Genomic DNA, 26,979 nt, shown 5'->3' on the forward strand with positions numbered 1-26,979 from the left:
TAATCATAAAAACTTATTAATACTTTTGTAACATTTTTTTTCTAAACTTCTATAAAATAAATTTCTGGGAGAAATAATGAGAAAAATTGCGATATCGATTTCACTATTCGCTGCTTCTCTTTTAGCAGAGTCAGTAGTAGAGATTAATCCAATCAGTGTTACTGCAACAGGGGTCGAAGAGAATGTTTTGGAGCAGCCGCTAAGTATTGCTACAAAAGCCGAAGATGAGATAAAACTTGACCAGGTTGTTTTTCAAAAAGATCTGTTAAACTCGCTCTCTGGTGTGAGAATCGAGCAGACAGGTTCTGTTATCGGGCATATGACAGCTATTCGTATGCCAATTAATACTGGTCCATACTATCTTTTTATGCAAGATGGGATTCCCGTACAGTCAGGAGGGTTTTTTAATCACAATGGCTTGGCATATACGACTTTTCAATCAGCAACGTCTGTTGAGGTTTTAAAAGGAGCTGGAACTGCACTCTATGGTTCGGATGCTGTTGCGGCAGTTGTCAATGTACAATCAGCAAAGGCCCCTTCAAAAACAAAAGAGATAATTATTAAAGGTATGGGTGGAAGTAATGGGTATGGTTCTGCTTCTATTGAGATGAGTGACTCAATTGATAAAGAGAGTGGATATAGAGCAAATGCATCTTATATGCACAGCGATGGTTGGAGACAACACACAAAAACAGATAGAGCTGAAGCAAATATTCGTTATGATAAAACACTTAACAGTGATAATGATATGAAAGTTGTTTTCAACTTTTCAAAAACAGAGGCTGATCAGGCAGATACCTTTAATGATTATGAAAACATAACAAATGGTTCGACTGCTGCAAGTGATGACAGTAAATATTTTGATGCTTTAGAGCAGACAAATGTTCAAAGAAAATTTGATTATGCACGCCTCTCTTTAGAGTGGAGTAATTACTCTTATGAGGGTTTAGAGATTAGCACAACACCATATATAAGGTACAATCGAAATCGTTATGTTGCTACATGGGAACCAAACCTTCCAAGTAATGACAATGAAATGGTAACGTTAGGCTTATTACAAAAGAATACACTTGATGCTTCATGGGGACGTTTTATTGCAGGGTTTGATGCAGAATATACACAATCATCTCTGAAATATAATCAAGACTTTGATAACAATGTTACATCGTGGAGTGGTTCAACCTTTTATCCTGCAGGACCAATTTATGATTATGATGTAGATTATATGGCAATAGCTCCGTATATGCATGCTGATTATAATGTTAACAAAGAAATAATCTTAACAGCAGGTTTGCGTTATGACTATAATAGATTTGATTATAACAATAATTTGAGTGATGGTGCTGATGCCTCTGGTAAATATTATCGTCCTGCTGACAGAACAGACAGTTTTAACCATGTAAGTCCTAAGTTATCACTGAGTTTTAGACCAAATAAAAGTATAAATGCATATATCCGCTATGCAAATGGTTTTAGAATCCCACAGGCAACACGACTCTATTCAATGAAAGCAGGGTATGAGAATATAACACTTGATCCAGAAAAAACAAATACTTATGAAGTTGGTCTCAAAAACAGACTCAATGATAAAGTATTAACGGAGATAGCACTTTATTATATGACGATAGATGATACGATTACAGAGTATAGACCAACTGTTGGGGATAGATATTATGATAATGGTGGAACAACGATTCATAAAGGTATTGAATTGACACTTGATGCAAAAATGAGTCAGGATTTTGCAACACATATCGCCTATTCATATTCAAAACATAATTATGATAATGATATAAATTATGGTGATAATGAGATGGCAAAAGCACCAAATAATTTGGCAAATGTTCGTCTGATTTATACACCAAGTGAGATAAATGGTTTAACTCTAATGGGTGAATGGCAGTATGTTGGTTCATACTGGATGGATGATGACCATACTGTTGATAGATATAAAGGTTATAATATTGGCAATTTAAAAGCAGATTATGTTCTTAATAAACATTTAACATTTTATGGAAAAATTACCAATATTACAGATGAAAAATACTCTGTGAACTCTTATTACGCTTATGGAAAAGAGAACTACACACCAGGTGATCCAAGACAATTTTATGCAGGATTGAGCTATAAATGGTAAAAAGTTACAAACTACATAAGTTCTTTGGACTCTCTGCAGGGCTTGTGGTGCTTATTTTAAGTGTCACAGGTTTTTTTCTTGACCATGATAACTGGAACTTTCTCTATACAACAACGATAAAACACTACCCAGACTCACTCAATGATGTCGATAAAAGACTCTTTACTTCTTACAATGTAGATTCACAGAACCATGAACATATTTTAGTCGGATCAAAACGTGGACTCTATGAAAGTTATGATGGTGGAAAAACTTTTCAAAATATTTTAGCTTTACAGATCAATGCCATCAAAAAAGCAGATAATGATAAAATTTTTTTAGCAACATCAGAGGGTATTTACACTATAAACAATGATAAAATTCAAGCATATATGCTTGGGGGAAAATATATCAATGCAATGAGTATTTGGGGAAATACTTTAGCAGCTGTAGAGGATAAAACGACAATTTATCTTATCGATATAAAGAACAAAAGAATTGAACAAAACCTACATGTATATCTGCCGAAAAATGCTTTGCGTGAGGATATCAAACTCTCTCGTTTTGTAAGAGACCTGCATTATGGAAGAGGGCTTTTTGATGGAGATATTTCACTCTATATCAATGATTTTGGAGCGATTGTTTTAACATTGTTGGGAGTGAGTGGGTTTTTTATCTGGTACTTTATTTATAAAAAGAGAGCTGCAAAAAGCTCACGCAAGTGGATTAAGTATCATGCAAACATTGTAACGATTATGTCCGCTGTACCCGTACTTATTCTCTTGGTAACAGGTATCTTTTTGGACCATGGTGAGGGGCTTGGAGAGTTTATGAAACGTACAGCAATTCCTCACGCAGTGCTTCCTCCTGTTTATGATAGCCTAGAGCATGATATATGGTCGATTGACTATGATGGAAAAAACTTACGAATCGGTAACAGATATGGAGTGTACAAGAGTGATGATTTAAAGCATTGGAGTTTAGAGAGTAGAGGGTTTGGCTACTCTTTAACACGAGATGGCAATTTGCTCTATGTTGGCGGTATGGGAGCGGCAAACAGAGTTTATGACAAAGAGTGGAAACTTCTTCCAAATACACCGCATATGTTTAAAGATATAGTAAAAGAAGATGACAAAAAAGTCTTTTTCTCTGCACATATGACAGATCTAGCTCTGCCAAAATTTCAAGATATTACGCTATATTCTCTTCTTTTAACATTGCATGATGGGACATTTTTTGCATCATGGTGGGTATGGATAAATGATTACGCGGCATTTGCAACGCTGTTGCTTTTTATAACGGGAATATTACGTTGGTGGAAGAAAAAGAGGCTCACGCAAAGAGCTTGACTCCTGCGTGAGATAGCAGTTATTTAAAGAGTCCTGCCATATACTCTTCGATATCTCCAGGTGTACCAGAGATTGACATGAAGTTACCCATGCTGAGGTTTGGATACGAGATAGCAAGATAGTATTTTGGGTGTAAAATCTTTGCTTCATCACCTTCTATCATCACCATATATGGTAAAAATGCAGTATGCTTTTGGCCTTTTATTTCAGGAACATAATACTTTTCACCTTTTTCAGTCGGCATTGCGATACCATAAAGTGTAGCCTTGCCTGCCTGAATTTTAAAGGCAATATTGTCAGCTGCATTTTTCTCGAGCTTCTGTACTAAATTATCCCCTTTTGCAACTTCTATCATATCTTCATAGTAAGGCATACCCATCATAAAGTGGTATCCTGCGATATCATCATCGTCAAGACCGTCTTGTGAACCTTTGAGTGTTCCAAAAGCATTTGCAAGTTTAGCATTTACCTTTTTAGCATGCTCCTCTTTGAAGTCATCCTGCATAAAAGCATGCAGAAAATATTCAGGATTTGTAAGGACAAGCTCATTATCACTACTGTTTACAAGCACTTTTTGTACAGCTGCAAAAGCTCTGTCCTCTTTTGAAGCATCATTTGTCAATGTCGGACATGTATAGGCAATAACATGATAAGAAGGATCTCCCATTACATCATACTCTCCAATTACTTTTAAGCCATTATCATGTAATGCACTTTTGACATCATTGACACTTTTAAATGAAGCATACTCATAACTACTGACATTGTCAGCGACTAGGCTTGCTCCCAATAGCATTGTAACCAAGCCACTTAATAGAATTTTTTTCATTTTCTCTCCAGAATATAAATTTTAAATTATTATAATTCATTATAGTTAATAAGAAGAAAAGTATTTTCAAAATTTTGTGATTTAAAGAAAAAGGAGAAAAAAATCCCAAAATTTAGCACATTTTAGATATAATCGCGTAATTTTATAAAAGAGAAAAACATAATGAACGTCAGAGAAGAATTTTTAAAATTTTTTGAATCAAAAAACCATACAAGAGTGGCTTCTGCACCTTTGGTACCAGATGATGCAACACTCCTTTTTAACAATGCGGGGATGGTCCCTTTTAAATCAATCTTTACAGGAGAAGTCCCACGTCCTGCAAATCCTCGTGCAACTTCGTGCCAGACATGTATCCGTGCGGGTGGAAAGCATAATGACCTTGAAAATGTTGGACATACTGCTCGTCACCATACATTTTTTGAGATGCTTGGGAACTTTAGTTTTGGAGATTATTTCAAAGAAGATGCTATTGCCTATGCATGGGAGTTTATCACAGAGGTACTCAAACTTGACAAAGATAAGCTTTGGGTAACAGTACATGAGAGTGATGATGAGGCAGAAGAGCTTTGGAAGAAACATATTGCAGCTGATCGCATCATGCGTTTGGGTGATAAAGACAACTTCTGGTCTATGGGTGATACTGGACCGTGTGGACCATGTTCTGAGATCTTTTATGATCAGGGTGCTGAACACTTTAACGGTCCTGAAGATTACATGGGTGGTGAGGGTGACAGATTTTTAGAGATCTGGAATCTGGTTTTCATGCAGTATGAGGTAAAAGAGAAAGGTGGTGAGAGAATTCCGCTTGCAAAGCCTTCTATCGATACTGGAATGGGACTTGAACGTGTTGTAGCGATCAAAGAGGGAGCACTTTCTAATTATGGTTCAAGCCTCTTTATGCCTATTATCCGTAAAGTGGAAGACCTTATAGGTAAAGAGTATGTTTATGCAAGCGGTGCATCATACCGTGTTATTGCAGATCACATCAGAACAGCTGTTTTTCTTCTTGCACAGGGTGTGAACTTTTCAAATGAGGGACGTGGATATGTTCTTCGAAGAATCTTGCGTCGTGCTGTTCGTCATGGTTATCTTCTAGGTTTCCGTGAGCCTTTTATGCATAAGATAGTGGATACTTTGGTAGATATCATGGGTGAAGAGTATGACTACTTGGCAAAAAAATCAGCAGCTGTTAAAGAGCAGATAGAGCTTGAAGAGGCACGTTTCTTTAAAACGATTGAGTCTGGAATTGCTCTGTTTAATATGGAACTGCAAAATACAAAAGAGGTATTTAGTGGGGAAGTTGCGTTTAAACTCTATGATACATACGGATTCCCACTTGATTTGACAGAAGATATGTTGCGTGAAAAAGGGCTTGGTCTTGACTCTGTAAAATTTGAAGCGCTTATGAGTGAGCAGAGAAGTCGTGCAAAAGCTGCATGGAAAGGCAGTGGTGATGATGCTGTTCAGGGTGATTTTAAAGAGCTCTTAGAGGAGTTCGGTGAGAATGAGTTTGTAGGGTATGAGACAACACACCAAGCAAGTAAGATTCAAGCACTTCTTGATGAGGAGTTTTTACGTGTAGAGGCACTGCTTCCTGGTCAAAAAGGATGGGTATTTTTAGATGTAACACCTTTTTATGCTGAGAGTGGTGGTCAGTGTGGCGATATCGGCGAGCTCGAAGGCAAAGCAAAAGTTTTTGATACAAAGAAGTTCTTTGGTCTGAATCTCTCACAAATCGAGGCAACAGCAGAACTGAAAGTCGGTGAGAGTGTTGATGCAAAAGTAGATATCTCACGTAATGAGATCACAAAACACCACTCTGCAACACACCTCCTTCACGCAGTACTTTATGATGTTCTTGGTGAACATATTTCGCAAGCAGGTTCCCTTGTTGAAGCAAATAGATTGCGTTTTGACTTTTCACACCCTAAAGCGGTAAGTGAAGCAGAACTTGCTGAGATTGAGGAGCGTGTAAACACAGAGATTATGCGTGCCATTTCTGCAAAGACAGAGGTTATGAGCATAGAAGATGCGAAAAAGTCAGGTGCAAAAGCACAGTTTGGTGAGAAGTATGGTGATGAAGTTAGAGTTGTCAGTTTTGCGGATGCTTCCATAGAGTTTTGTGGTGGTGTGCATGTTGACAACACTGCAAATATTGGCTCATTTATCATTACAAAAGAGTCTGGGGTGAGTGCAGGTGTGCGAAGAATTGAAGCGGTTTGTGGTAATGCCGCATACAACTACTTTAAAGAGCAACGCTTACTTCTAAAATCTGCTCAGAGTGAAGTGAAAAATCTTGATATCATTGCCGGTATCAACAGACTCAAAACAAACATCACTGAGCTAAGAACAGAGTTAAAAGAGGCTCAGGAATCTGCAAAAGTAGAGATAAAAGCAGAAGATATCAATGGAGTGGCCGTTGTCATTGATGAGTTGCCAAATGGAGACATCAAAGAGAAAATCGATGAGCTGAAAAACCAAAACGAAAAACTCTGTGCAATGCTTTTTCAAGTAAAAGGGGAGAAGGTTCTTATAGCTGCCGGCGTAAAAGGCTGTGATGCAAAAGCGGGTGAGTGGATCAAAAAAATCGCACCGATTCTAGGTGGAGGTGGCGGAGGTCGTCCTGATTTTGCACAAGCTGGCGGAAAAGATAAGTCTAAACTTCCTGAAGCAAAAACAGAGGCACGTAACTTTATAGAGGGAGTTCTCTCATCATGAAAGAGTATATGATTGAACTTTTTGCTGACTACAGAACACAGATAGTATTTTTACATGTACTCTCTGCTGTTGTTTGGGTTGGGGGTATGATAGCTATGCGTTTTGCAGCACACCACTCTTTTGTGCAGATTGAATCACCACTGCACAGGCTTGAAAGAATATCTCAAGCACTCAAGCGTCTTTTTACGATTGTCTCACCTTTTGTAATACTACTTATCATTACCGCGGTCATTATGGCTGTCGGTCTTGGTTTTCGTTCGGCTGCAGTTGATACAAACGGTAATGTGATTGATGAGTATGCGATGCATATTTATAATCTTGTCCATGTCAAAGAAGTTATCTGGATGATTATGGCAACAAATCTTACAGCCATGATTTTACGTCGTAACAAAGCACAAAAACTTTTAGATAAAGGTGATACGGCAGGTGCGAAAAAAGCACTCGAACTTATCGGAAAGTATATGGTCCCAGTAAACATCGTTCTTGGAATCATTGCAATTTACCTTGGAGTAACGCTTCGTAATGCCTATTAGATTATGCTCCTCTTCAGAGACTCGGGCCCAGTTGCTGCGTGAGGCAGGGATTGCATTTATTCAAGAGAGTGTAGAGTTCGATGAAGAGAGTATAGCCGCATCAAGCCCGAAAAATTTTGTCTATCAGGCAACAGTAGGAAAATACGAGGCAAATCTCAAGGCTTATGGCTTTGAAGATTATCCGCTTCTTGTTGCTGATACTGTTGTAACCTCCCAAAATCAAATCCTTCGAAAAGCAAAATGTAAAGATGATGCTCGTAATATTTTAATGACACAGAGTGGAAATATTACCAGCATTATCACCTGTTTGATTTATCATGCGAAAGATAAAAAGATTGTAGATATCTCTAAAACTGATTATCTTTTTGCAGATTTTGATGCAGATGATTTAGAATCGTATCTAGAGAGTGGCAGGTGGCGAGGTAAAGCCGGAGCTTGTATGGTTGAGGGTTTTTGTAAGTCATATATTAAAGAAGTGCGCGGCTATGAGAGTACTGCTATGGGTCTGAGCGTGGAAGTGCTTCAAAGGTTTATGTGATGCAGAAAAAATCTTTTATTCTTATTTTTCTTATCGTCATGGTCGCTTTTTTTATGCTTTGGCACTATATGGATTATATAAAGCATGAGAAGAAAGATTTAGAGTATCGTATTTATAAAGAAGAAGCACTCTTTATGCAAAAAAATTTAGCTTCTATGATTGATGAGAAGAAAAAGTCAACTACAGCAATCGCTCTTACTTTGGCTTCCAATGAGATGTTGCCGATACTGATTAAAAACAAAAAAGAGCTCCATAAAAAAATCAACAGCTTGATTTTCAATTTTGAACATTACACAAATTATAAAAATATCTGGGTACATATCATAGATAAAGATGCAAACTCAATCTATCGAAGCTGGACAACACTCAAAGGTGATACTTTTTGTCAGACAAGAGAGGATTTGCAGTATGCCATAAAAAAACGAGAGACCGTCTCCCTAATCAGTGTTGATATCTTTAGTATCAACATAAAAGCAATCGTTCCTTTTTATAACAAAAAAAATGAGCTTATTGGTCTTGTAGAAGTTGTTTCACACTTCAACTCAATCTCGAAAAAATTAAAAAAACTGGGTGTCGATTCGGTCGTTGTAGTAAATGAAGAGTACTCAAAATATATAAAATACCCATTTACCAACATGTATATTCAAAAATGTTATATTGCAAATTTCGATGCACCGCAATCTCTACAGGAGTATCTTAAAAACAATAATATCAAGCAATATTGTAAAGATATGACAAGAGTTGAAAACGGTTACATTGTCTCAGCTTACCCATTAAAAGATTATGATGGGCATAAACTTGGTTTCTATATAATGTTTAAAAAAACAGAGACCATTTCCACAGAGGGGTTGGACTTCTTTGTTTTTCGATGGTCTGTTTTTGCCATTTTATTGTTGATGGCGCTTGCTGGAGTAGTGAATATTACACTTTATTATATGATGCGAAAACAGAAGAGCTATTATAAAAATATTATTGATACTTCTAGTAATATTATGCTTGTCAATGACAAAAAGAAGATTATCGATGCAAATAAGACATTTTTCGAATACTTTAAGAAGTATAAAACCGTAGATGAATTTCGTAAGGAAAATACCTGTATATGTAACTATTATGTAGAAGAAGAGGGGTATCTAGACAAAGGCTCTGTAGCATATGGCTGGTTGGATTTTGTCTTAGCCAACAAAGATAAAATAAACAAAGTCAAGATGGAAATTGATGGAGAGATATACTATTTTCTGGTTAATGCTTCATTGATTTCACAAGAGAAAGAGCATTATAGTGTTATTTTTTCCGATATTACAAAAGAAGAAGAGTATAAAAAAGAGCTAGAGATACTTAACGTTAAAGATACTTTGACAAATGTTTATAATCGAAGATATTATGAGCAGGCAATCGAAAAAGAGATGTATAATGCAAAACGTTATGGATATAATCTCGCTGTAATTATGTTAGATATTGACTTTTTTAAAAAGATTAATGATGAGCATGGACATAGTGTTGGTGATGAAGTTCTTGTATTTTATGCAAAACTTATAGAACACTCTTTACGTGAGAGTGATTCTTTATGTAGAATAGGAGGAGAAGAATTTATAATTATTCTTCCGCATACAAATCGAGATGATGCATATAAGATTGCTGAAAAATTGAGAATTTTTATACAAAAAAGTAAAAAAATTGTTCCGATAACGATAAGTTTTGGTGTAACAGAGTACATTAGTGGTGAGAGTAAAGATTATCTCTATAAAAGAGTAGATGAAGCACTCTATGAAGCAAAAGAGAGTGGACGAAACAGAGTTGTTGCCAAATGATGTTTTATAAAAAAGAGTTAGATGCTCTCAAGCGTGCTGGACGATATAGAAAACGTGAAGTAGTACAAAAGAGTTTAAAAGATTTCGCATCAAATGACTATTTGGGTTTAGCGCACCATAAAGAGCTACATACGCTAACGTGTAATCTCTTACAAAAGAATGATGTACATGCCACAAAAGCCTCCATGCTTGTGAATGGCTATCATCAAATCCATAAAGATTTTGAAGATGCTTTGTGTGAGGCAAATGGTTTTGAAGCAGGCATTGTGCTTGGAAGTGGTTTTAATGCGAACATTGCTCTTATTGAATCACTTGTCCGTAAGGGTGACAGGCTTTTTATGGATGAGTTGTATCATGCTTCGGGAGTTCTTGCTTCACAACTTCACAACATTGATGTAACATTTTTCAAACATAATGATATGCATGAACTGCGTGAGCTTTTAAAAAGCTCTGGGGCAAAGAGAAACATTATAGCTGTTGAGGGCATCTACTCTATGGATGGAGATCTCTGCTCACGTGAGGTATTTACTATTGCAGATACGTTTGAAGCGATTTTGATTGTTGATGAGGCACACAGTAGTGGAGTTCTTGGAAAGCGGCTTATGGGTGTCTATGAGCATTATGGCATTGATATAAAAGCAAATCATATCAAGATGGGAACCCTTGGAAAAGCGTATGGAAGTTTTGGTGCTTTTATTTTGGCATCAGAGCATATTGCCCTGTATCTGCTCAATCGTGCCAAGCCGATTATCTATGCGACCTCACTTTCTCTTTATGATACACTTTTAGCACACCAATCACTCAACTATATTCTATCTCATGCCCAACAGTTAAAAGAAGAGGTACAAAAGAGACAAGAGATAATCTCTAAAGAGCTTGGCATTAGTGTTGAGGGTCTAATTGTCCCAGTGGAAATTGGTGACAATAAAAAAGTCATAGAGATAAAAGATAAACTACAAGAGCTTGGATATGCCGTTGGTGGTATTAGACAGCCTACAGTCCAGAGTGCTATCATCCGTTTAATCGCTCGACTTGGTCAGAGTAGTGAAGATCTGCGAGAGCTTTGCAGGGAGCTAAAAAAAGTATTATGATTACGATAAAAAAACTCCAAATTTCACTTGATGATGCCAAGCTTGTTGATATTGCTTTTACTATTCAATCATCGCTTGCCCTTATTGGTCAGAGTGGTAGTGGTAAAAGTCTTACACTCAAAGCGCTTTTGGGTATGTTACCAAAAAGTATGAACTCTACGCTAGAATATGATAGTGATTTTAGTTTTGTAGCAGGAGAGAGCATAGGTTTTGTACCGCAAAATCCTTTTACAGCACTCTCTCCACTTACTAAAATAAAAAAGCAGTTTTTTGTGGATGAGAGCAGAATAGAAGAACTTTTTAATGAAGTAGGTCTCTCTTTGGAGCTTTTGGAACGATTTCCTCCAGAGCTCTCAGGTGGACAGTTGCAGCGAGTTGTTATTGCTATGGCTTTAGAAAAACGTCCTAAACTGCTTTTGTTGGATGAGCCAACGACAGCATTGGACCCTGATACAAAGATAAAGATACTTGAGCTTCTTCGTAACTTACAGCAAAAAGAGGGTTTTACTATGCTTTTTGTAACACATGATATGCTTTCAGCGAAAGAGCTGTGTGAAGAGGTCTGTGTTATTAAAGATGGTCTTTTAGTTGAACGTGGCAGTATGCAAGAAGTTATCACATCGCCAAAAGAAGCATATACAAAAGTATTAATTGAAGCAAATTTTGCAAACAGGAATTTTAGAGAATGATAAAAAAGATATTTATTACACTTATATTATTGGGGTTTTTATCGCCATTTGCGATACTTGCCTATTACTATTTTAATTATGATTATGATATCTCTTCACTTACAGAATATCACCCGGCACAGACAAGTCGTATCTATGATAAAAATGGAGAAAAAATAGCTAATATCTTTGATAAACAGCACCGTTATTATGCTCCTTTTGAAGAGATACCACCACGTATCATAGAAGCGCTTGTAGCCATTGAAGATACAACATTTTTCGAACACCCTGGTGTAAACTTCGATGCGATTTTTCGTGCGATCATTAAAGATATCAAAGCAAGAAAGATGGTTGAGGGTGCGAGTACGATTACACAGCAGCTTGTAAAAAACAAACTTCTAACAAGAGAGAAAAAACTCTCACGTAAGATAAAAGAACTTATCTACTCTTTTAAATTAGAGAATGCATTAACAAAAGAGCAGATTTTAGAGCGTTACTTGAATGAGATCTATTTTGGACATGGATATTATGGAGTAAAGACAGCAGCAGATGGTTATTTTCATAAAAAGCTTGCAGATTTGACACTCAAAGAGATGGCTATCTTAGTAGGGCTTCCAAAGGCACCAAGTACCTATGCTCCGACAAAAAATTATGAGATTTCGATGGGAAGAGCCAATCGTGTAATTACAAGAATGTATACACTTGGCTGGATAGACGATACTACATTTGAGAGTGCACTTGCTGAGAGTCCGACTGTATATGATGATACATTGACACAAAACAGAGCGCCTTTTATCGTAGATGAAGTAGCCCGTCGATTTAAAAAGATGGGACTTGATGATCTGAAAACAGGAGGTTATGAGATCTATACAACGGTTGACCTCCGCTTGCAGCAAGCAGGCCGTGAGTCACTGCAGTATGCTTATAACCTGGCGTTAAAGAGAATTGAAAAGTATAAAGTAAAAGAGCAAGAAGAGCTCAAAAAAGCTCAAGAGAGAGGGGATACAGAGTTTCAACTCCAAGATGTCAATGTCTCTCAACTCAATGGTGCTTTGGTCTCACTCGATAGCAAAACGGGAGATATCTTAGCCCTTGTAGGCTCTGTTGATTATAAGAAGAGCTCGTACAACCGTGCCACACAGGGAAAACGCCAACCTGGTTCTGCTTTTAAACCTTTTATCTATCAAGTAGCCATAGATTTGGGTTACAGTGGTGCGACACAGCTTGTTGATATTGCCAAAACATATGAGTATGAAAAGAATGGTGAAGAGATGAAGTGGCGTCCGAAAAACTATGAAAAAAACTATAAAGGACTCATTACCCTGCGTGAGGCATTGATTCACTCACGTAACCTTGCTACTATCAACCTTGTCAATGATATCGGACTCGCCGAACTACTCAGAGATTTGAAAAAATTCCATATCAAAAATATTCCGAATGATCTCTCTATCTCACTGGGGACTATGTCTATGTCTCCATTGGAGCTGGCACAGTACTATACCTCTTTTTCAAACTATGGCACGCAAGTCGTTCCTCATCTTATACTCTCAATCGATAAGAACAATGAGACGGTGTATGAGAAAGAAGAGCTCTCTTACTTTATTGCAAAACCTACGCAGTCTTTTATTATGACGACAATTTTACGTGATGTAGTTAATCGTGGTACGGGGCGTAGAGCTAGAGTAAAAGGGATAGAACTTGCTGGTAAAACAGGAACGACAAATAACAATATCGACGGATGGTTTGCAGGGTATTCACCAACGATTGAGACAGTTGTATGGTTTGGTAATGATGATAACTCACCAATGTACAAAAGAGAGACAGGTGGACGCATTGCTGGTCCTGCTTTTGCCAATTATTTTAGAAATGTGTTAAGACTCTACCCACAGGTAAAGAGAAAGTTTGATGTGCCAGAGGGTATCATTGAAGTAAATATGGGTGGACGAAAAGAGTACTTTAGTGATATCTCAAAACCACCGAGATCAGAACAGATCTCTGATCCCCAAGAGGAGTTGGTTTTTTAGTGTTTACATCTAGAGTTTTAAAGAGATAGTAAACATCGCTCCCTCGTTTACATTTTTGACAGTGATGGAGCCACTGTGTTTTTGGACTATCTGTGAGCTCATATAAAGACCGATTCCTGTCCCTTTCCCATCTGCTTTGGTTGTGACATTTGGTTTAAAAATTGAGCTAATAACAGCAGATGGGATACCCCCTGCATTATCTTCAAACTCAATGATTCCAGCGTTTTCATTTTTATAGGTACGAATGCTAATGAAGCGATTTTGAATAGCTTTTTCATTAAAAGCATCTATGGTATTGCTGATAAGATTTAAAAAGAGATGTTTAAACTCATTGACCTGTCCACGAAGCACAATATCTTCTTGCGTCTCTACATTGACAGTAATGGTATTTTTGAGCAGTTCATCTTTCATAAGAACCTGTACGCTCTCCAAACACTCTGTAACTGAGAAATCCTGTGCATCTTTGGATGGTCTGAAAAATGTTCGAAATTCATTGAGGGTATTTATCATATGTGTTATTTGCATATGTGTCATCTCTGTTACTTCTTTGATGTAAGCTTCATCAACAAGCCCATTTTTAAAATCATTGAGTAGCATATCATTCATCATACTGAGTGAATTAAGCGGCTGCTTCCATTGGTGTGCCACAGCGTCCATCATCTCCCCCATAGCTGCCATCTTAGACTGTTGACGAAGCATCATATCTTTTTTTGAGAGCGAAGCATTTTGGGCTACGTTGCGTTTGTCTATCTGTTTTAAAAAGTAGGTGTGATTTTTAACAAGTTTGGCATTTTTTTTCTTTTGGTTGTAGTAGAGCCCAATCAGTTCTTGGGTCTTTTCATAGAGTTTATCACAAGAGCTCTCATGGAGCTCTTTGATCTTTGAACGTTTGAAAAGTAAGTTTATCTCATCTATGAGCTTTTTACTTTCATCATCTTCTTGCTGCATAGTAGCTCTTTAAGAAAAAGCCCTGTTAAGCGCACAGAACATCGCTTTTATCGATGCAACAGTGATATCATTATCTGCTCCGACTCCAAAGCAAGAGAGGATCTCTTTGTTTTGGATTTCGATGTATGCGACTGCTTTTGCAGAGCTTTTGTCTCCACATGAGTGTTCAGCATATGATTTGATTGTAAAATCATTCTGATACTCTTTCATGAGTGCATTTTTGCATGCATCAATTGGGCCATTGCCTTGACCTTCAGATGTAATCTCTTTGCCTTCATAGAGATACTTAAGCGTACATTTTGACACACCGTTATCGGTAGTCAGTGAGACATCTTTAAAAGTGATATGCTCTTTGACTCTAAAGTAAGTATCTTTAAATACTTCCAAAATCTCTTCAGGACTTAACTCTCTACCTTTTTCATCACTGAGTGCTTGCACAGCTCGACCAATCTCAGGATGCATTGCTTTTGGAAGCTGGTAACCGTAGTTTTTCTCTAAAATGTATGCTACACCACCTTTACCTGATTGAGAGTTGATACGGATGATGGACTCATAAGTCCTTCCAACATCAGCAGGGTCAATTGGCAAGTATGGAACCTCCCAGAAAGGGTCTTCTTTAGCATTTTGGTAGGCAAGACCTTTATTAATAGCATCTTGGTGTGAACCAGAAAATGCTGTGTATACAAGTTCTCCAACATATGGATGACGTGGGTGCGTTGGAAGTTCTGTAACACGCTCAACTATCTCGACTACTTCATTAACATCAGAAAAATCAAGTCCACTGTCAATGCCTTGTGTTGTCATGTTGAGTGCCAATGTGATGATGTCAACATTTCCTGTACGCTCACCATTGCTTAAAAGTGTTCCCTCAACTCTGTCAGCTCCTGCTAAAAGTGCAAGCTCAGTTGCTGCGATGGAAGTGCCTCTGTCATTGTGTGTATGCGTTGAGATGATGACATTTTCTCTATTGTCCAAATGTCTGCTCATCCACTCGATCTGGTCTGCATAGATATTTGGTGTAGCCATCTCGACAGTTGCCGGTAAGTTGATGATAACCTGACGTGTGTCACTGATACCCCAGCGAGCAGTTACTTCATTAGAGATGCGTGCAGCAAACTCCAACTCTGTCCCCGTGAAACTCTCTGGAGAGTACTCCAAGAAGATTTCCCCGTCATGTTCAGCTTCATACTTTTTCACCAAATCAACACCTTCAAGTGCCAAAGCGATAATCTCTTCTTGTGTTTTAGAAAAGACTATTTTCCTTTGTGCAACTGAAGTTGAGTTGTAAAGATGCACCGTTGCTTTTTTTACACCGCGAAGTGCTTCAAATGTTTTGGCAATCAAATGCTCACGTGCCTGAACAAGTACTTGAACCGTTACATCATCAGGAATTAGGTTGTCATCTACAAGTTTACGTAAAAAGTCAAATTCTACTTTAGAAGCAGAAGGAAATCCCACCTCTATCTCTTTAAATCCGAGTTTGAGTAAGAGTGTAAAAAGTTCAAGTTTTTTATCCATGTCCATAGGGTTTATAAGTGCTTGATTACCATCACGTAAATCTACACTACACCAACGAGGCGCTTTTGTAATTGTATTATCTGGCCATTTTCTGTCTGGCAAATCTATTTTTGGATAAGGCTTATATTTGCCTTTTGGAATGTGATTCATTATGAATCCTTTCACTTGAAGTTTTTTAATAACACACTCTTACATTTGTTATTAATGACGGAATTATAGCGAATTTGGAAGTTTTTAAAAAGAATTTTTGAAGTTAGTTTTTATTTTAAAGGATAATTTTTATTGTTTAAGGTGCTTTTCTCCCAAAAAGGGAGAAATATTAGCACTGGTAAGTAGTTTTAAACTCGTAAGCAGTTGGACGACCCTCATCTGGGAATACGTCACGCTCGAATTTGTAACCTTGGTATGTATTGATCATTTCATCAGTAAATACTGGTTTTAGGAAGTCATGATCTGCAATAAGACCCTCTAATGCTTCACGTAGTGTGTGTGGCATTTGTTGGATTCCTCTTTCACGAATCTCATCAAGAGTAAGTTCAAACAGATCTTCATCCATTGGACCAACAGGAGTCAGTTTGTGTTTGATTCCATCAAGTCCAGCCATCATCATTACAGCGAATGCAAGGTAAGGACAAGCAGTAGAATCTGGGAATCTCATCTCAATACGAGTAGCTTTTTCACCTGCACCATAAGGGATACGACAAGCAGCTGAACGGTTTTGTGAAGAGTAAGTAAGAATACTTGGAGCTTCAAAACCAGGGATAAGACGCTTGTAAGAGTTTGTTGAAGCATTTGTAAATGCAGCAACAGCTTTAGCGTGTTTGAAGATACCAGCAGCATAGTTAAGTGCTAACTCTGAAAGGTTACCGTAGTTTCCTTCTGTATAGAAAAGGTTTTTACCATCTTTCCAAAGTGATTGGTGAACGTGCATACCGTTACCATTGTCACCATAAAGTGGTTTAGGCATAAATGTAGCAGTTTTACCATTGAGGTGAGCGATCATTTTTACAACATATTTGTATTTTTGAACATTATCTGCAGCAGTGATGATATCACCAAAAACGATACCGATTTCACCTTGACCCTGTGCAACTTCGTGGTGACCAAGAACAACTTCAAGACCAACTTGCTCTAAAACTTGCATCATCTCAGCACGCATATCTACCATAGAGTCTGTTGGTGCAACTGGGAAGTAACCACCTTTAGTACCTGGACGGTGTGCAGTATTGTACATATCTTCATAGTGTGTATTAGAGTTCCACTCACCCTCTTCAGAATCTACTCTGTATCCTGCTTCATTGATGTTATCAACAAACTTCACATCATCGAAGATAAAAAATTCATTCTCTGGTCCAAAGTATGCAGCATCAGCAATACCGATCTCTTCAGCATGTTTCAATGCTTTTTTAGCGATTGAACGTGGACATTTTTCATAAAGCTCACCTTTGTAGATATCAAAAATATCACAAATAAGGATTACTGTCGGATCAGCAGTAAAAGGATCTAAGAAAGCTGTTGGAACGTCTGGTTTTAAAATCATATCTGATTTGTTGATTGGTTGCCACGCTTCGATTGAAGAGCCGTCAAATGGAAAACCATTCTCTAAGTTCTCAGCATTTACTGCAGAGTAGCGGTAAGTAAGGTGATGCCATGCACCTTTTATGTCTGTAAATCTTAAATCTACGAATTGAACATCATTATCTTCACAAAATGTAAAGAATTCTTCTATACTATTAACGAATTTTCCCATTAATTTTCTCCTGATTTTTATCTGCACATAGTATATCTCATAAATTAATAATGGCAGGTTTAATTTTGATTAAAAAATAGTCATCTTGTTGATTTGTTTCGTAAAGTTATAGTTTTATATGTTTGTGGTCATTACGCAAGAAATTAAATTTAGCGAAAAGAAACAAAGTAGTAACTTTATTCTTTTAAGATACTGCAACCAATAGGAGTTTGATGTTTTTTAGACTCTTTTTTTATTTCTCCCATAATTACATCGAAATTTTCTAACAGACTTTGTGCTTGTATTTCTAGAATAGCAGCAGAGACACTTAAAAGATTGAAATTTCTTTGAATCCCAAATCTATCTTGAGTACTAATATAACCTCTTTGTCTGTCATCTCGAGAATATATGGATGATACCTCTTCTTTAAATTTTTTTTGAATGCTCCCAACAGACCGATATACAGTTGGGTAGTCTATATTTTTAAAGCCGACAAAAAAATCATCACCTCCAATATGTGCTATAAAACTCTTACTGCTAAACTCTTTTTTTAGAATTTCACTAAAGAGTAAGATTACCCGATCACCAGTACGAAAACCATAACTGTCATTAAAAGGTTTAAAGTCATTGAAGTCAAAATATACAAATGTATGAAAAGACGATTTATCAGTGTGGAAGGACTCTTTTATAAACTTTTTTATACTGTCATTACCAGGAAGCTTTGTCAATGGATTTTTTTGTGTTGCTAAGGCAACATTTCTTTTATAAGAGATACTTAAGAGGTTGTTTGAGTTGATAAACCCCAGATATTTGCCATTATTCGTTACAAATAGGCCTTGCAGGTCACCTTTTGCATTATGATACACTTCTAAAATTTTATCAACGCTCCAACTGATTTCAACACGAACAATATTTTTATCTTTGATATATTTGCTTAATTTCTTTCCATTGTCATCATTCTGTACCAAAGACATACCATATTGGGAATATGATAAATCTCTTATCTCATTTTCACAGATTATACCTTTGACAATACTGTGTTTGTCAATGACAGGTATAAAATGAAGCTCTTTATTCTGTTTAAAGTATTGGAAAATTTTTTTAAAATTTAGATCTTCTATGAATAAAGGAACCATATATGTTATTTGTTTAGAGTCAATACTATTAGCAGTATGGGTTCTAGAGTCATCTTCATAGATTTTTTTGATATTGAGATAATTTTTTTGAATATTTGCTATATCTAATGTCGGTTTTTGAACAAAATAACCTTGTAGCAGATTGGCACCTATCTCTTTACAGATATAATATTCTTCTTTTGTTTCTACACCTTCGGCTATAACAGTTATACCCATTGTATGAGCGATATTGATAATATGCTGACAAAAAAGTCTCTTTTTATTGTCATTTTGTATATTTTCTATAAAAAATCTATCGATTTTGATAAAGTCTGCTTCTGCGTAGTAAAGCATTTGAAATCCTGCTATACCTGTACCGAAATCATCAATGGCAATAGCAAAACCACTCTGTTTGTATCGTCGTACAAGATTTGTTACAGAGCTTGGATCACTAAGGGTACCTCGTTCACTTAATTCAAAACAGGCACACTCTTTATCGAGTTTGTATTTTTGTAAAATTTTTTCGGTATTTCCAAGTTTAAAATCAGGCATATAAAGAATACGGTTATCAAGATTATAAAATATTTTTAGATTTTTAATATCTATGTTTGAAAACTTCTCGAAAGCTTTGAGTCGTAGTTCAATATCTAACTGATATAAGATACCATCATGAAATGCTTCATCAAAAAGAGCGAAAATAGAATGAAAACCACCTGCTTTGTCAACATTTCTCAAAAGAGCCTCTACAGCGAAAATTTCTCCACTTTGAATATGTACTATTGGTTGAAATGCAAAATCAAGTTCTGCAGTAATTGTTTTCCATCGGTTACTTAGCAATATATCTCTTTCTTTGGTGTTGAAAAATTATAGTGTAGCTATATTACGAAGTGATTACAGAGTTTAAAACTTTATTCTAAAAGTTGAGCCTTCATTCTCAATACTCTCAACTTCAAGTTTAAAACCGTGAAGATTGACAATGTTGTTGACTAAAAAGAGCCCAAGTCCGAGGGAGTTGTTCCATTTGTTTGTATGGGCTCTGTAGAATTTTTGTGTGATGTTCTCTAAGTCTTTTTTAGAGATTCCTATACCGGTATCGACAACTTCAAAGCTATCTTTAGTGATGTTGATGTGTACTTCATCTTCAGAGTATTTAAAAGCATTCTCAATTAAGTTACATGCAACGATACCAAAGAGTGTCTCATCCGCTTCTATTGTGATATCTTTATCTCCACTGATGATTGTCTCTCTGTTATGGTAGTTGATTTTTATATTGTCAACACATTCACTGAGTAGCTCATAGAGGTTTATTTTTCGTTTTTTGAGGTTTTGCTGCCCGCTGTCAAGTTTGATAGAAAGGCGGAGTGTATCTATGAGCTCACTAAGCTTTACACCGTTTTTATGGATTTTTTCCAAGAATTTTTTACGTATATTTGGATTGATATCTGCATCATCAAGCAGTGTTTGTGAGTAGCCGTTCACAACGGCAATAGGGTTTTTAAACTCATGAGAGATTGCAGAGATGATATCATCTTTTTGTTTGTTGGACTCTTGAAGTCTTTGGGTGTATTTTGATTTTTGCTTCTCTTTTTTTACGATGATTTGTGAGACTTTTGTTAAAAGATTGGTAATGTATGCAAACTCTTGAGAGTAATCAGAAGAGATGTAGGTAGATTTTTTCTTTTTTGTCAAAGATTTTAAAAAGTCAACTATCTTATTGGTTTCATACTCTATCTCTTTATTGACTTTGTAGCTTGCCATCAAAACAGCTATAAAGAAGATAATGATAGCTGCAAGGATTTTCAGACCAAGGCTGAATATTTCATTCTGGATGCCATTGATCTCCTGTGCCAGACGGATATAGATTATTTTATTGTGGATGGTGAACTTTTTAACAACATAAAGCAGGTCTTTATCAAGTGTTTTGGAGTGTCGGATTTTATAACCGATGCCATCTTCCCTTGCCTGCATAATCTCATCACGATATTTGTGATTATCCATCGTTGTTTTATCTTTATGTGATTCTGCAAGAATATTACCGTTTTCATCAATAAGTGTCAGTCTCAGATTGAGTCTCTTTTTGACATCAAGAGCAAGTTTATCAAGGTTAGTATCATTGTTGATAGTAAGTGAGAGAAGTTCAATGTCCTGCGTGAGAGCATCTTTACTACTCGCAATATAGAACTCATAGGTCCAGTAGTAAACGATACCACCGACAATGAGAAAGAGGCTGAGAAAAAGTGTTAAAAATTTTCTAAGAACTATTTGATGAAACTTTAACAACTTCTACCCCCTTATTGTATTTATAGATACAATTTTAACAAATTAGTTGTGAAAGTTCCCACCTATTTTGATATAAACTAAAAGATTTGCAACGGCAATGGCACGAGAAGCGATTTTTTCACTTTTTCTCAGTGCACGAAGCATTTTGTGATACTTTTTAAAAGAGTTTGACCCTTCAGCCTGTTCAACAAGGTTTCTCTCTATCATTTCATAAAGATCATCCGCTTTGTTCTCTTCGATAAGTACCTCTTCATACATCTCCTGTAACTCGTCAACATCATCAATGTTGATCATGGTTACTGTAGTTTTAATCGCTGTTACAGTTGAAGCTTGCATAGGGAGTGCATACTCATTAATCGTCTTTACATCCAAGTCGTTACATACATCTGTAAACCCACGGATGAAACTGCGTGTATTCGCACAGGCACGTGAAAGCTCATTTGTGATTTTAAGGTATGCCACAACCTGACGAAGATCTCTTGCCTCTGGAGTATAAAGTGCTAAAATCTTAATGATGGCATTATCTATCTCATCAGTTTTAGAACTTACATTTTTAATGTGACTCTTTGCATCATTGAATTTTTGTGTATCACAATCTTTGAGCGCTTCTAAAATAAGCTCATTGGCTTTTACAAGCCCTTCACCTATTTTTGTTATTTTTGTTTTAACATCATTTAAATTAGTTTGAAATGTCTGTAGCATTATCCGAATCTCCCTGTAATATAATCTTCTGTCTGTTTCTCTTTAGGATTTAAGAAGATGTTTTCTGTTTTGTCATACTCAATTAAATCGCCCAAGTACATAAATGCAGTGTAATCACTGATACGTGAGGCTTGCTGCATATTGTGTGTAACGATGGCGATACTCACATCTTTTTTAAGCTCAACGATGAGCTCTTCAATAGCACCTGTGCTTATTGGGTCAAGCGCTGATGTTGGTTCATCAAAGAGAAGAACTTCCGGTTTTACTGCAACTGCACGTGCGATACAGAGACGTTGTTGCTGTCCTCCTGAGAGTCCCATTGCAGACTTGTCCAATCTGTCATGGACCTCTTTCCAAAGAGCTGAACCTTTAAGTGCCGCCTCAACTCTGTCTTGGAGTTCACTTTTGTTCTTGATGCCAGCAATTTTTAATCCATAAGCGACATTATCAAAGATGCTCATTGGAAAAGGTGTCGGTTTTTGAAAGATCATCCCAACCTTTTGACGAAGCTCGATGAACTCATTCTCTTTTTTAATCTCTAAAATATTTTGGTACTTTCCAGTCTCAAAATCAAGCAACTCAATTTTGCCATCATATTTATTTCCAGGATAGAGATCATGGATACGATTCATAGAACGAAGCAGTGTTGATTTCCCACAACCACTTGGTCCGATGAGTGCTGTAATTTTATTTTTTTCAATTGGGAGTGTAATACTCTTTAGTGAAGGATGCTCCACTCCAGAGTATGTAAAAGAGAATTTTTTGATTTTCATTACCGGCATATTAAAGTCCTTATTTTTTATTTCTTGTTATAAATCGACCTGTAAGGTTGATGATGAGTACCAAAACAGTAAGAATGAATGATGCGGCCCACGCCAAATCACGACTGGATTCCTCAGGCTCATTTGCCAAGTCATAGATACTCACTGTCAGTGATGGAAAACTCTCACCCAGGTTCAGACTAAAATAGTTTGAAGTCTCAGATGTAAAAAGCAGGGGTGCAGTCTCTCCGATGATACGTGCAAATGCAAGGAGTATCCCTGTCATGATTCCTACTTTTGCAGCTTTGATGACAATATCGATGATAACTTTGTACTTTGAAGCACCAAGTGCGATACCTGCCTCACGCAGCTCACGTGGAACAAGGCTAAGCATGGAGTCTGTTGTATTGATAACAACAGGAATCATCATAATTGCAAGTGCAATGGCACCTGCGAAACCACTTGTCCCACCCATCGGTACAACAACGATAGCATAAACAAAAGCACCAATGACAATGGAAGGTGCCGACATCATAATGTCTGAGAGGTCACGAATAAGTGCGGCATAACGTCCTTGTCCATACTCTTGAATGTAAATACCTGCAGTCATTCCAAGTGGAATACCGATGAGTGAAGCAAGACCTGCTAAGATCATCTGTCCTACGATAAGGTTACGAAGACCACCTTCGATGAGGTCATTTAAAAAGAGTGAAAAATGAAAAGAGCTAAGCCCTTTCATAAAAAGTGTGATAAGAATCCATGCTAAAAATGCAAGACCAACCCCTGCTGATAAAATTGAGAGTGCTAAAAAGATTTTATTGATTAAAAGTCTCATTATTTAGCCTTTTTCAAAAAGTAGAATTTTGCAAGTGAGATGACCGCAAAAGAGATGATAAAAAGAATAAGTGCAAGATAAAAAAGTGCACTCTCACCAAGACCGCTTGCTTCACCAAAGTTGTTTGCCATTGCAACTGGAATGGAAATAGTTGGATCGTTGATCGCTTTTGGAAGTACAAAGATTGAACCAATAAGAAATGCAACTGCCATCGTCTCACCAAGAGCACGACCGAGTGCTAGGATGATCGAACCTATGATACCTACTTTTGAGTATGGGAAGATAATGTCTTTAATCACTTCAAATTTTGTAGCCCCTAAGGCATAAGCGGATTCTTTGAGTACTGCAGGAGTTGTGTTCATACTGTCACGTGTAATAGCTGCCATAAATGGTAAAATCATAACACCAAGAACAAGACCGGCTGTTAAAAGGGAGACCTGATATCCCCCAACAAGATCAGCAACAATAGGTGCAAAATAGTAAAGTCCCCACATACCAAAGATGATACTTGGGATTGCAGCAAGGAGCTCAATGGCAATACCTACAACGTAAGAGATGTTTTTTGGTGCAATTTCTGCTAAAAAGACTGCAATTCCCATCGCAATTGGAAGTGCAAAAGTAAGGGCGATGATGGTTGTAAGCAGTGTTCCTACAATTGGTACAAGTCCGCCGTAGATGGTCTTTGTAACAGTGTCATCTTCATCATCCAAAAGCATCTCATCATCATCTTCATCGAGAATCATATCGTCTTCGTCTGCTATGGCATCATCTTCTGCATCATTTGCTACAGTATCAGCCCTCAAAGATGGAGTTTCAACTACAATTTCTTTGTTCCAGTCAGGATTAATAATAAAATGTAGTCCAAACTCATCAATAGCAGGTTTCGCTGCAGAATAGAGCGTGATAAAGATACCGATTAAGAGTACAAAAACAAGTGTCGCACTTGAAAGTGAGAGCTTTTGAAAGATTTTTTCCATATAAAACCTTAAGAGAAATTAATGACGGAATTATAGTGAAGTTTGATTACAAAGAGGTTACAAAACAGGTATGCCAACTCTAAAAGAGTGGCATAAGGGAGAAAATGAAATTTTGAAATTTGTTTTTGGGGCTTTTGAAAAGATTGGGAGGAATTATCTAATTCCTTTTTCTTCCCAATATTTTCTTATTTTGTTTGTTAGGCTCTCTGGTAATGGAACAAAACCTAAACTTTTAGCGATATCTTGACCGTTTTTGTATGCCCAGTCATAGAATGCTGTTACTTTTTTATCCATCTCTGGTTTCTCAGATGGCACTAAAATGAATGTAGCTGCTACCATTGGGTAAGAATCAGCTCCTTTAGGGTCTGCGATCACTGCATAGAAATCTTTTGCAGGATTGAGTGCTGCTTTTGCTGCTGCTGCCTGGAAGTTTTTCAGTTCTGGCTTGATGTAATTTCCTGCTTTGTTCTCAACTGTTGCCATTGCGATGTCGTTGTTTTTAGCATCTGCATAGTCAATATATCCTACAGAATAAGGAGTTTGCTTTAGAAGTGCTGCCACACCTGAGTTTGTTTTTCCACCGATGTGGTGATCACCAGGCCAGCTGAGTGATTTTTTCGCACCATACGTCTTTCTCCATTTTTTTGAAACTTTTGAAAGATAGTATGTAAAGTTGTATGTCGTTCCAGAACCGTCTGCACGATGAACAAATGTTAATTTTTTGTGTGGAAGTTTCATACCTTTGTTTGCATCTGCAATGATTGGGTTATCCCAGTATTTGACACTTCCGTCTGCAATGGCAACGATAGCTGCACGTGAGAATTTAAGATTATCTATACCTGGAAGATTATAACCCATTGTGATAGCACCAACAACACCTGGGAATTGGTACAGACCACTCTTTTTAAGAACTTTTGGGCTTAAAGGTTTATCAGTACCAGCAAAATCAACTGCACGAGCTTTTGCATCTTTGATTCCTTTTGAAGAACCTTTTTTAATATAGTCAATTTTAATACCTGTCTCTTTATTGTAAGCCTTAATCCATTTTTGATATACACTGTATGGAAAAGAAGCACCACTACCTTTGATTACATCATTGGCACTAAGACCAGCTACTAACACTGAAGAAGCTAGAGCAATTTTGATCACTTTTGTCATTTGTTACACCTTTAAAATTTAAGTTGTCGAAGTATAAAACAGTTAGATTACAAATTGATTACATAAAATTTGCAATTTATCTGTTAAAACTTTATGATAGCATCCAACTGCACACGTTCATAATCTGCTTCTGGTTTACCATCTGTTTTGCCTGCTAAAAGTGTATTGTAAAAGAGTGTTGCAGCAAGATATGTTCTTTTGCCAAATTTATATTTTGCTCTAATGGCATGCCCTTTAGCTGCAGTACCACCACCAAAATTATCAGAGTCACTATGCGCACCTACTACTGCATCTGCCTCAAGATATGTATAAGAGTATTTTAGCTGCCAATCATGAACTTTTTTTGCTTTTCCTATTTTGACTGCTACATCATAACCAAAGTTTTTATCACTTGCTGCACTGTTGTATGCTATCCCCGCAGCAAGTGCCAGTGGTTTGCCATATACATCTTTAAACTTAAGTTCCCCAAATGCTTCTAAAATATGGTAATCATTTGCAAAGACACCATTTACCAAAGTATTACCCATACCTGTATCTTTATTGGTACCGTAAATAGGTGTATTTCCTTTAACACCGTCATAATAATAAACGCCTGCACCTAAGTTTAATTGAGAGTTTTCCAGTTTAATCTTCTCTACATATTGTGCAAAAAAGAGGTTGATAGTATCTTTGGCAGTAACCTGCTCTGCATATGTTGGTTGACTGATACCGAAGTTAATGATACGAGAGTCATTTTTATAGTTATAACTTGCACCATTGAATGAAAGGTCATTATCCCAAATAAGCTGTGATTTGATTGGTCTATATATCATATAGGGATGTCTTCCGACTTTTATTGTAGAGTCTCCACTTTTATATGCAATGTCTAAAATGTTAAATCTCAGTGACTGCCAAAAGTAATCACTTAAAGGTTTTGTATCTAAAAATGTCTGATTTCCAGAAGTTGGATTTCCATAGCCACTTCTCATACCAACGTCAAATTTTAGATTTTTAGTTAAATCAATAGCTGCTACTAATCTTAATCTATATCTGTTGTGATAAGTGTACTTGTTTGTACTGTCGGTTCCATCTTTGTAGAAAGTCTCTTTACTTTCATAGCGTAATCGTAGATCACCTGCAAAATGAAATCTTTCAAGGATGTCATGTTCAATTCCCGTAAGGTGAGCAACATTTTTATGTTCGAGGGGTGTATTTGGAGTTGCGTGGAGTGCAACTGAGCCTAAAGTTAAAGTAGTTAATGTTGATAAAACGATTTTTTTTATCATTACGGTTCCTTTTCGTT

21 protein-coding genes are annotated in these 26,979 nt (G+C 36.8%); 9 read left to right on the forward strand and 12 right to left on the reverse strand.

The features are described 5' to 3' along the window. Positions 1 to 76 precede the first annotated feature (76 nt). Positions 77 to 2,137 (forward strand): TonB-dependent receptor, encoded by a 2,061-nt coding sequence (locus ES948_RS02245; protein ID WP_152183311.1) that lies wholly within the window; start codon positions 77 to 79, stop codon positions 2,135 to 2,137. Continuing rightward, positions 2,131 to 3,465 carry a PepSY-associated TM helix domain-containing protein gene (locus tag ES948_RS02250; protein WP_152183312.1) on the forward strand — a complete coding sequence of 445 codons (1,335 nt, stop codon included), beginning with the start codon at positions 2,131 to 2,133 and terminating at the stop codon, positions 3,463 to 3,465. Before ES948_RS02245 ends, ES948_RS02250 begins: the two co-directional genes overlap by 7 nt. Before the next feature lie 19 nt (positions 3,466 to 3,484). Here ES948_RS02250 and ES948_RS02255 read toward each other — a convergent pair whose 3' ends face one another. Further along, positions 3,485 to 4,294 (reverse strand): hypothetical protein, encoded by an 810-nt coding sequence (locus ES948_RS02255; RefSeq protein ID WP_152183313.1) that lies wholly within the window; start codon positions 4,292 to 4,294, stop codon positions 3,485 to 3,487. A 162-nt stretch (positions 4,295 to 4,456) separates the two neighbouring features. Between ES948_RS02255 and alaS the strand changes: the two genes are divergently transcribed. From alaS to ES948_RS02290, 7 genes are read left to right on the forward strand one after another with little or no spacing between them, the layout of a single operon-like run. Further along, complete coding sequence (gene alaS / locus ES948_RS02260) at positions 4,457 to 7,012, forward strand: alanine--tRNA ligase (protein WP_152183314.1); 2,556 nt, start codon at positions 4,457 to 4,459, stop codon at positions 7,010 to 7,012. After that, on the forward strand, positions 7,009 to 7,545 hold the full coding sequence (locus ES948_RS02265; RefSeq protein WP_188109424.1) for a hypothetical protein: 537 nt from the start codon (positions 7,009 to 7,011) through the stop codon (positions 7,543 to 7,545). The genes alaS and ES948_RS02265 overlap by 4 nt, the downstream gene beginning before the upstream one ends. Further along, the gene (gene maf / locus ES948_RS02270; protein ID WP_152183315.1) at positions 7,535 to 8,083 is read left to right on the forward strand and encodes a septum formation inhibitor Maf; all 549 of its coding nucleotides are present in this window, start codon (positions 7,535 to 7,537) and stop codon (positions 8,081 to 8,083) included. Before ES948_RS02265 ends, maf begins: the two co-directional genes overlap by 11 nt. Beyond that, complete coding sequence (locus tag ES948_RS02275) at positions 8,083 to 9,891, forward strand: GGDEF domain-containing protein (protein ID WP_152183316.1); 1,809 nt, start codon at positions 8,083 to 8,085, stop codon at positions 9,889 to 9,891. The genes maf and ES948_RS02275 overlap by 1 nt, the downstream gene beginning before the upstream one ends. After that, positions 9,891 to 10,982 carry an aminotransferase class I/II-fold pyridoxal phosphate-dependent enzyme gene (locus tag ES948_RS02280; RefSeq protein WP_152183342.1) on the forward strand — a complete coding sequence of 364 codons (1,092 nt, stop codon included), beginning with the start codon at positions 9,891 to 9,893 and terminating at the stop codon, positions 10,980 to 10,982. Before ES948_RS02275 ends, ES948_RS02280 begins: the two co-directional genes overlap by 1 nt. Beyond that, positions 10,979 to 11,671, forward strand: a complete 693-nt coding sequence (locus ES948_RS02285; RefSeq protein ID WP_188109425.1) for an ATP-binding cassette domain-containing protein — start codon at positions 10,979 to 10,981, stop codon at positions 11,669 to 11,671. The genes ES948_RS02280 and ES948_RS02285 overlap by 4 nt, the downstream gene beginning before the upstream one ends. After that, positions 11,668 to 13,674 carry a penicillin-binding protein 1A gene (locus ES948_RS02290; RefSeq protein ID WP_152183317.1) on the forward strand — a complete coding sequence of 669 codons (2,007 nt, stop codon included), beginning with the start codon at positions 11,668 to 11,670 and terminating at the stop codon, positions 13,672 to 13,674. Before ES948_RS02285 ends, ES948_RS02290 begins: the two co-directional genes overlap by 4 nt. Before the next feature lie 9 nt (positions 13,675 to 13,683). Here ES948_RS02290 and ES948_RS02295 read toward each other — a convergent pair whose 3' ends face one another. The 11 genes from ES948_RS02295 to ES948_RS02345 all read right to left on the reverse strand — a co-directional run bounded on the left by ES948_RS02295 (position 13,684) and on the right by ES948_RS02345 (position 26,962). Continuing rightward, on the reverse strand, positions 13,684 to 14,622 hold the full coding sequence (locus tag ES948_RS02295; RefSeq protein ID WP_152183318.1) for a sensor histidine kinase: 939 nt from the start codon (positions 14,620 to 14,622) through the stop codon (positions 13,684 to 13,686). A gap of 9 nt (positions 14,623 to 14,631) precedes the next feature. After that, entirely contained in the window at positions 14,632 to 16,290 is a 1,659-nt protein-coding gene (gene leuA, locus ES948_RS02300) for a 2-isopropylmalate synthase (RefSeq protein WP_152183319.1), read from the reverse strand. A 169-nt stretch (positions 16,291 to 16,459) separates the two neighbouring features. Beyond that, complete coding sequence (glnA, locus tag ES948_RS02305; protein WP_152183320.1) at positions 16,460 to 17,890, reverse strand: type I glutamate--ammonia ligase; 1,431 nt, start codon at positions 17,888 to 17,890, stop codon at positions 16,460 to 16,462. Positions 17,891 to 18,066: 176 nt separating this feature from the next. After that, positions 18,067 to 19,821 carry a GGDEF domain-containing protein gene (locus tag ES948_RS02310; protein ID WP_246153803.1) on the reverse strand — a complete coding sequence of 585 codons (1,755 nt, stop codon included), beginning with the start codon at positions 19,819 to 19,821 and terminating at the stop codon, positions 18,067 to 18,069. A gap of 63 nt (positions 19,822 to 19,884) precedes the next feature. After that, positions 19,885 to 21,264, reverse strand: coding sequence for a sensor histidine kinase (locus ES948_RS02315; protein WP_152183321.1), 1,380 nt, complete (start codon positions 21,262 to 21,264; stop codon positions 19,885 to 19,887). A gap of 42 nt (positions 21,265 to 21,306) precedes the next feature. Beyond that, positions 21,307 to 21,966, reverse strand: coding sequence for a phosphate signaling complex PhoU family protein (locus tag ES948_RS02320; protein WP_152183322.1), 660 nt, complete (start codon positions 21,964 to 21,966; stop codon positions 21,307 to 21,309). Continuing rightward, entirely contained in the window at positions 21,966 to 22,748 is a 783-nt protein-coding gene (gene pstB / locus ES948_RS02325; protein WP_152183323.1) for a phosphate ABC transporter ATP-binding protein PstB, read from the reverse strand. Before pstB ends, ES948_RS02320 begins: the two co-directional genes overlap by 1 nt. Positions 22,749 to 22,758: 10 nt before the next feature. After that, positions 22,759 to 23,562, reverse strand: coding sequence for a phosphate ABC transporter permease PstA (pstA, locus tag ES948_RS02330; protein WP_152183324.1), 804 nt, complete (start codon positions 23,560 to 23,562; stop codon positions 22,759 to 22,761). Then, positions 23,562 to 24,539, reverse strand: a complete 978-nt coding sequence (gene pstC / locus ES948_RS02335) for a phosphate ABC transporter permease subunit PstC (protein WP_152183325.1) — start codon at positions 24,537 to 24,539, stop codon at positions 23,562 to 23,564. Before pstC ends, pstA begins: the two co-directional genes overlap by 1 nt. A 153-nt stretch (positions 24,540 to 24,692) precedes the next feature. Continuing rightward, positions 24,693 to 25,697 (reverse strand): phosphate ABC transporter substrate-binding protein PstS, encoded by a 1,005-nt coding sequence (pstS, locus tag ES948_RS02340; RefSeq protein WP_152183326.1) that lies wholly within the window; start codon positions 25,695 to 25,697, stop codon positions 24,693 to 24,695. Between the two features lie 83 nt (positions 25,698 to 25,780). Next, positions 25,781 to 26,962, reverse strand: coding sequence for a putative porin (locus tag ES948_RS02345; RefSeq protein WP_246153804.1), 1,182 nt, complete (start codon positions 26,960 to 26,962; stop codon positions 25,781 to 25,783). Positions 26,963 to 26,979 lie beyond the last annotated feature (17 nt).

The sequence above is a fragment of the Sulfurimonas indica genome, from assembly GCF_009192995.1.
GTDB classification, from domain to species: Bacteria; Campylobacterota; Campylobacteria; order Campylobacterales; family Sulfurimonadaceae; genus Sulfurimonas; species Sulfurimonas indica.

Excerpts from the sequence above, each read along its gene's own strand:
- ES948_RS02245 (WP_152183311.1), top strand. The coding sequence starts at position 77 with ATGAGAAAAATTGCGATATCGATTTCACTATTCGCTGCTTCTCTTTTA.
- ES948_RS02250 (WP_152183312.1), top strand. The coding sequence starts at position 2,131 with ATGGTAAAAAGTTACAAACTACATAAGTTCTTTGGACTCTCTGCAGGG.
- ES948_RS02255 (WP_152183313.1), bottom strand. The coding sequence starts at position 4,294 with ATGAAAAAAATTCTATTAAGTGGCTTGGTTACAATGCTATTGGGAGCA.
- alaS (WP_152183314.1), top strand. The coding sequence starts at position 4,457 with ATGAACGTCAGAGAAGAATTTTTAAAATTTTTTGAATCAAAAAACCAT.
- ES948_RS02265 (WP_188109424.1), top strand. The coding sequence starts at position 7,009 with ATGAAAGAGTATATGATTGAACTTTTTGCTGACTACAGAACACAGATA.
- maf (WP_152183315.1), top strand. The coding sequence starts at position 7,535 with ATGCCTATTAGATTATGCTCCTCTTCAGAGACTCGGGCCCAGTTGCTG.
- ES948_RS02275 (WP_152183316.1), top strand. The coding sequence starts at position 8,083 with ATGCAGAAAAAATCTTTTATTCTTATTTTTCTTATCGTCATGGTCGCT.
- ES948_RS02280 (WP_152183342.1), top strand. The coding sequence starts at position 9,891 with ATGTTTTATAAAAAAGAGTTAGATGCTCTCAAGCGTGCTGGACGATAT.
- ES948_RS02285 (WP_188109425.1), top strand. The coding sequence starts at position 10,979 with ATGATTACGATAAAAAAACTCCAAATTTCACTTGATGATGCCAAGCTT.
- ES948_RS02290 (WP_152183317.1), top strand. The coding sequence starts at position 11,668 with ATGATAAAAAAGATATTTATTACACTTATATTATTGGGGTTTTTATCG.
- ES948_RS02295 (WP_152183318.1), bottom strand. The coding sequence starts at position 14,622 with ATGCAGCAAGAAGATGATGAAAGTAAAAAGCTCATAGATGAGATAAAC.
- leuA (WP_152183319.1), bottom strand. The coding sequence starts at position 16,290 with ATGAATCACATTCCAAAAGGCAAATATAAGCCTTATCCAAAAATAGAT.
- glnA (WP_152183320.1), bottom strand. The coding sequence starts at position 17,890 with ATGGGAAAATTCGTTAATAGTATAGAAGAATTCTTTACATTTTGTGAA.
- ES948_RS02320 (WP_152183322.1), bottom strand. The coding sequence starts at position 21,966 with ATGCTACAGACATTTCAAACTAATTTAAATGATGTTAAAACAAAAATA.
- pstB (WP_152183323.1), bottom strand. The coding sequence starts at position 22,748 with ATGCCGGTAATGAAAATCAAAAAATTCTCTTTTACATACTCTGGAGTG.
- pstA (WP_152183324.1), bottom strand. The coding sequence starts at position 23,562 with ATGAGACTTTTAATCAATAAAATCTTTTTAGCACTCTCAATTTTATCA.
- pstC (WP_152183325.1), bottom strand. The coding sequence starts at position 24,539 with ATGGAAAAAATCTTTCAAAAGCTCTCACTTTCAAGTGCGACACTTGTT.
- pstS (WP_152183326.1), bottom strand. The coding sequence starts at position 25,697 with ATGACAAAAGTGATCAAAATTGCTCTAGCTTCTTCAGTGTTAGTAGCT.
- ES948_RS02345 (WP_246153804.1), bottom strand. The coding sequence starts at position 26,962 with ATGATAAAAAAAATCGTTTTATCAACATTAACTACTTTAACTTTAGGC.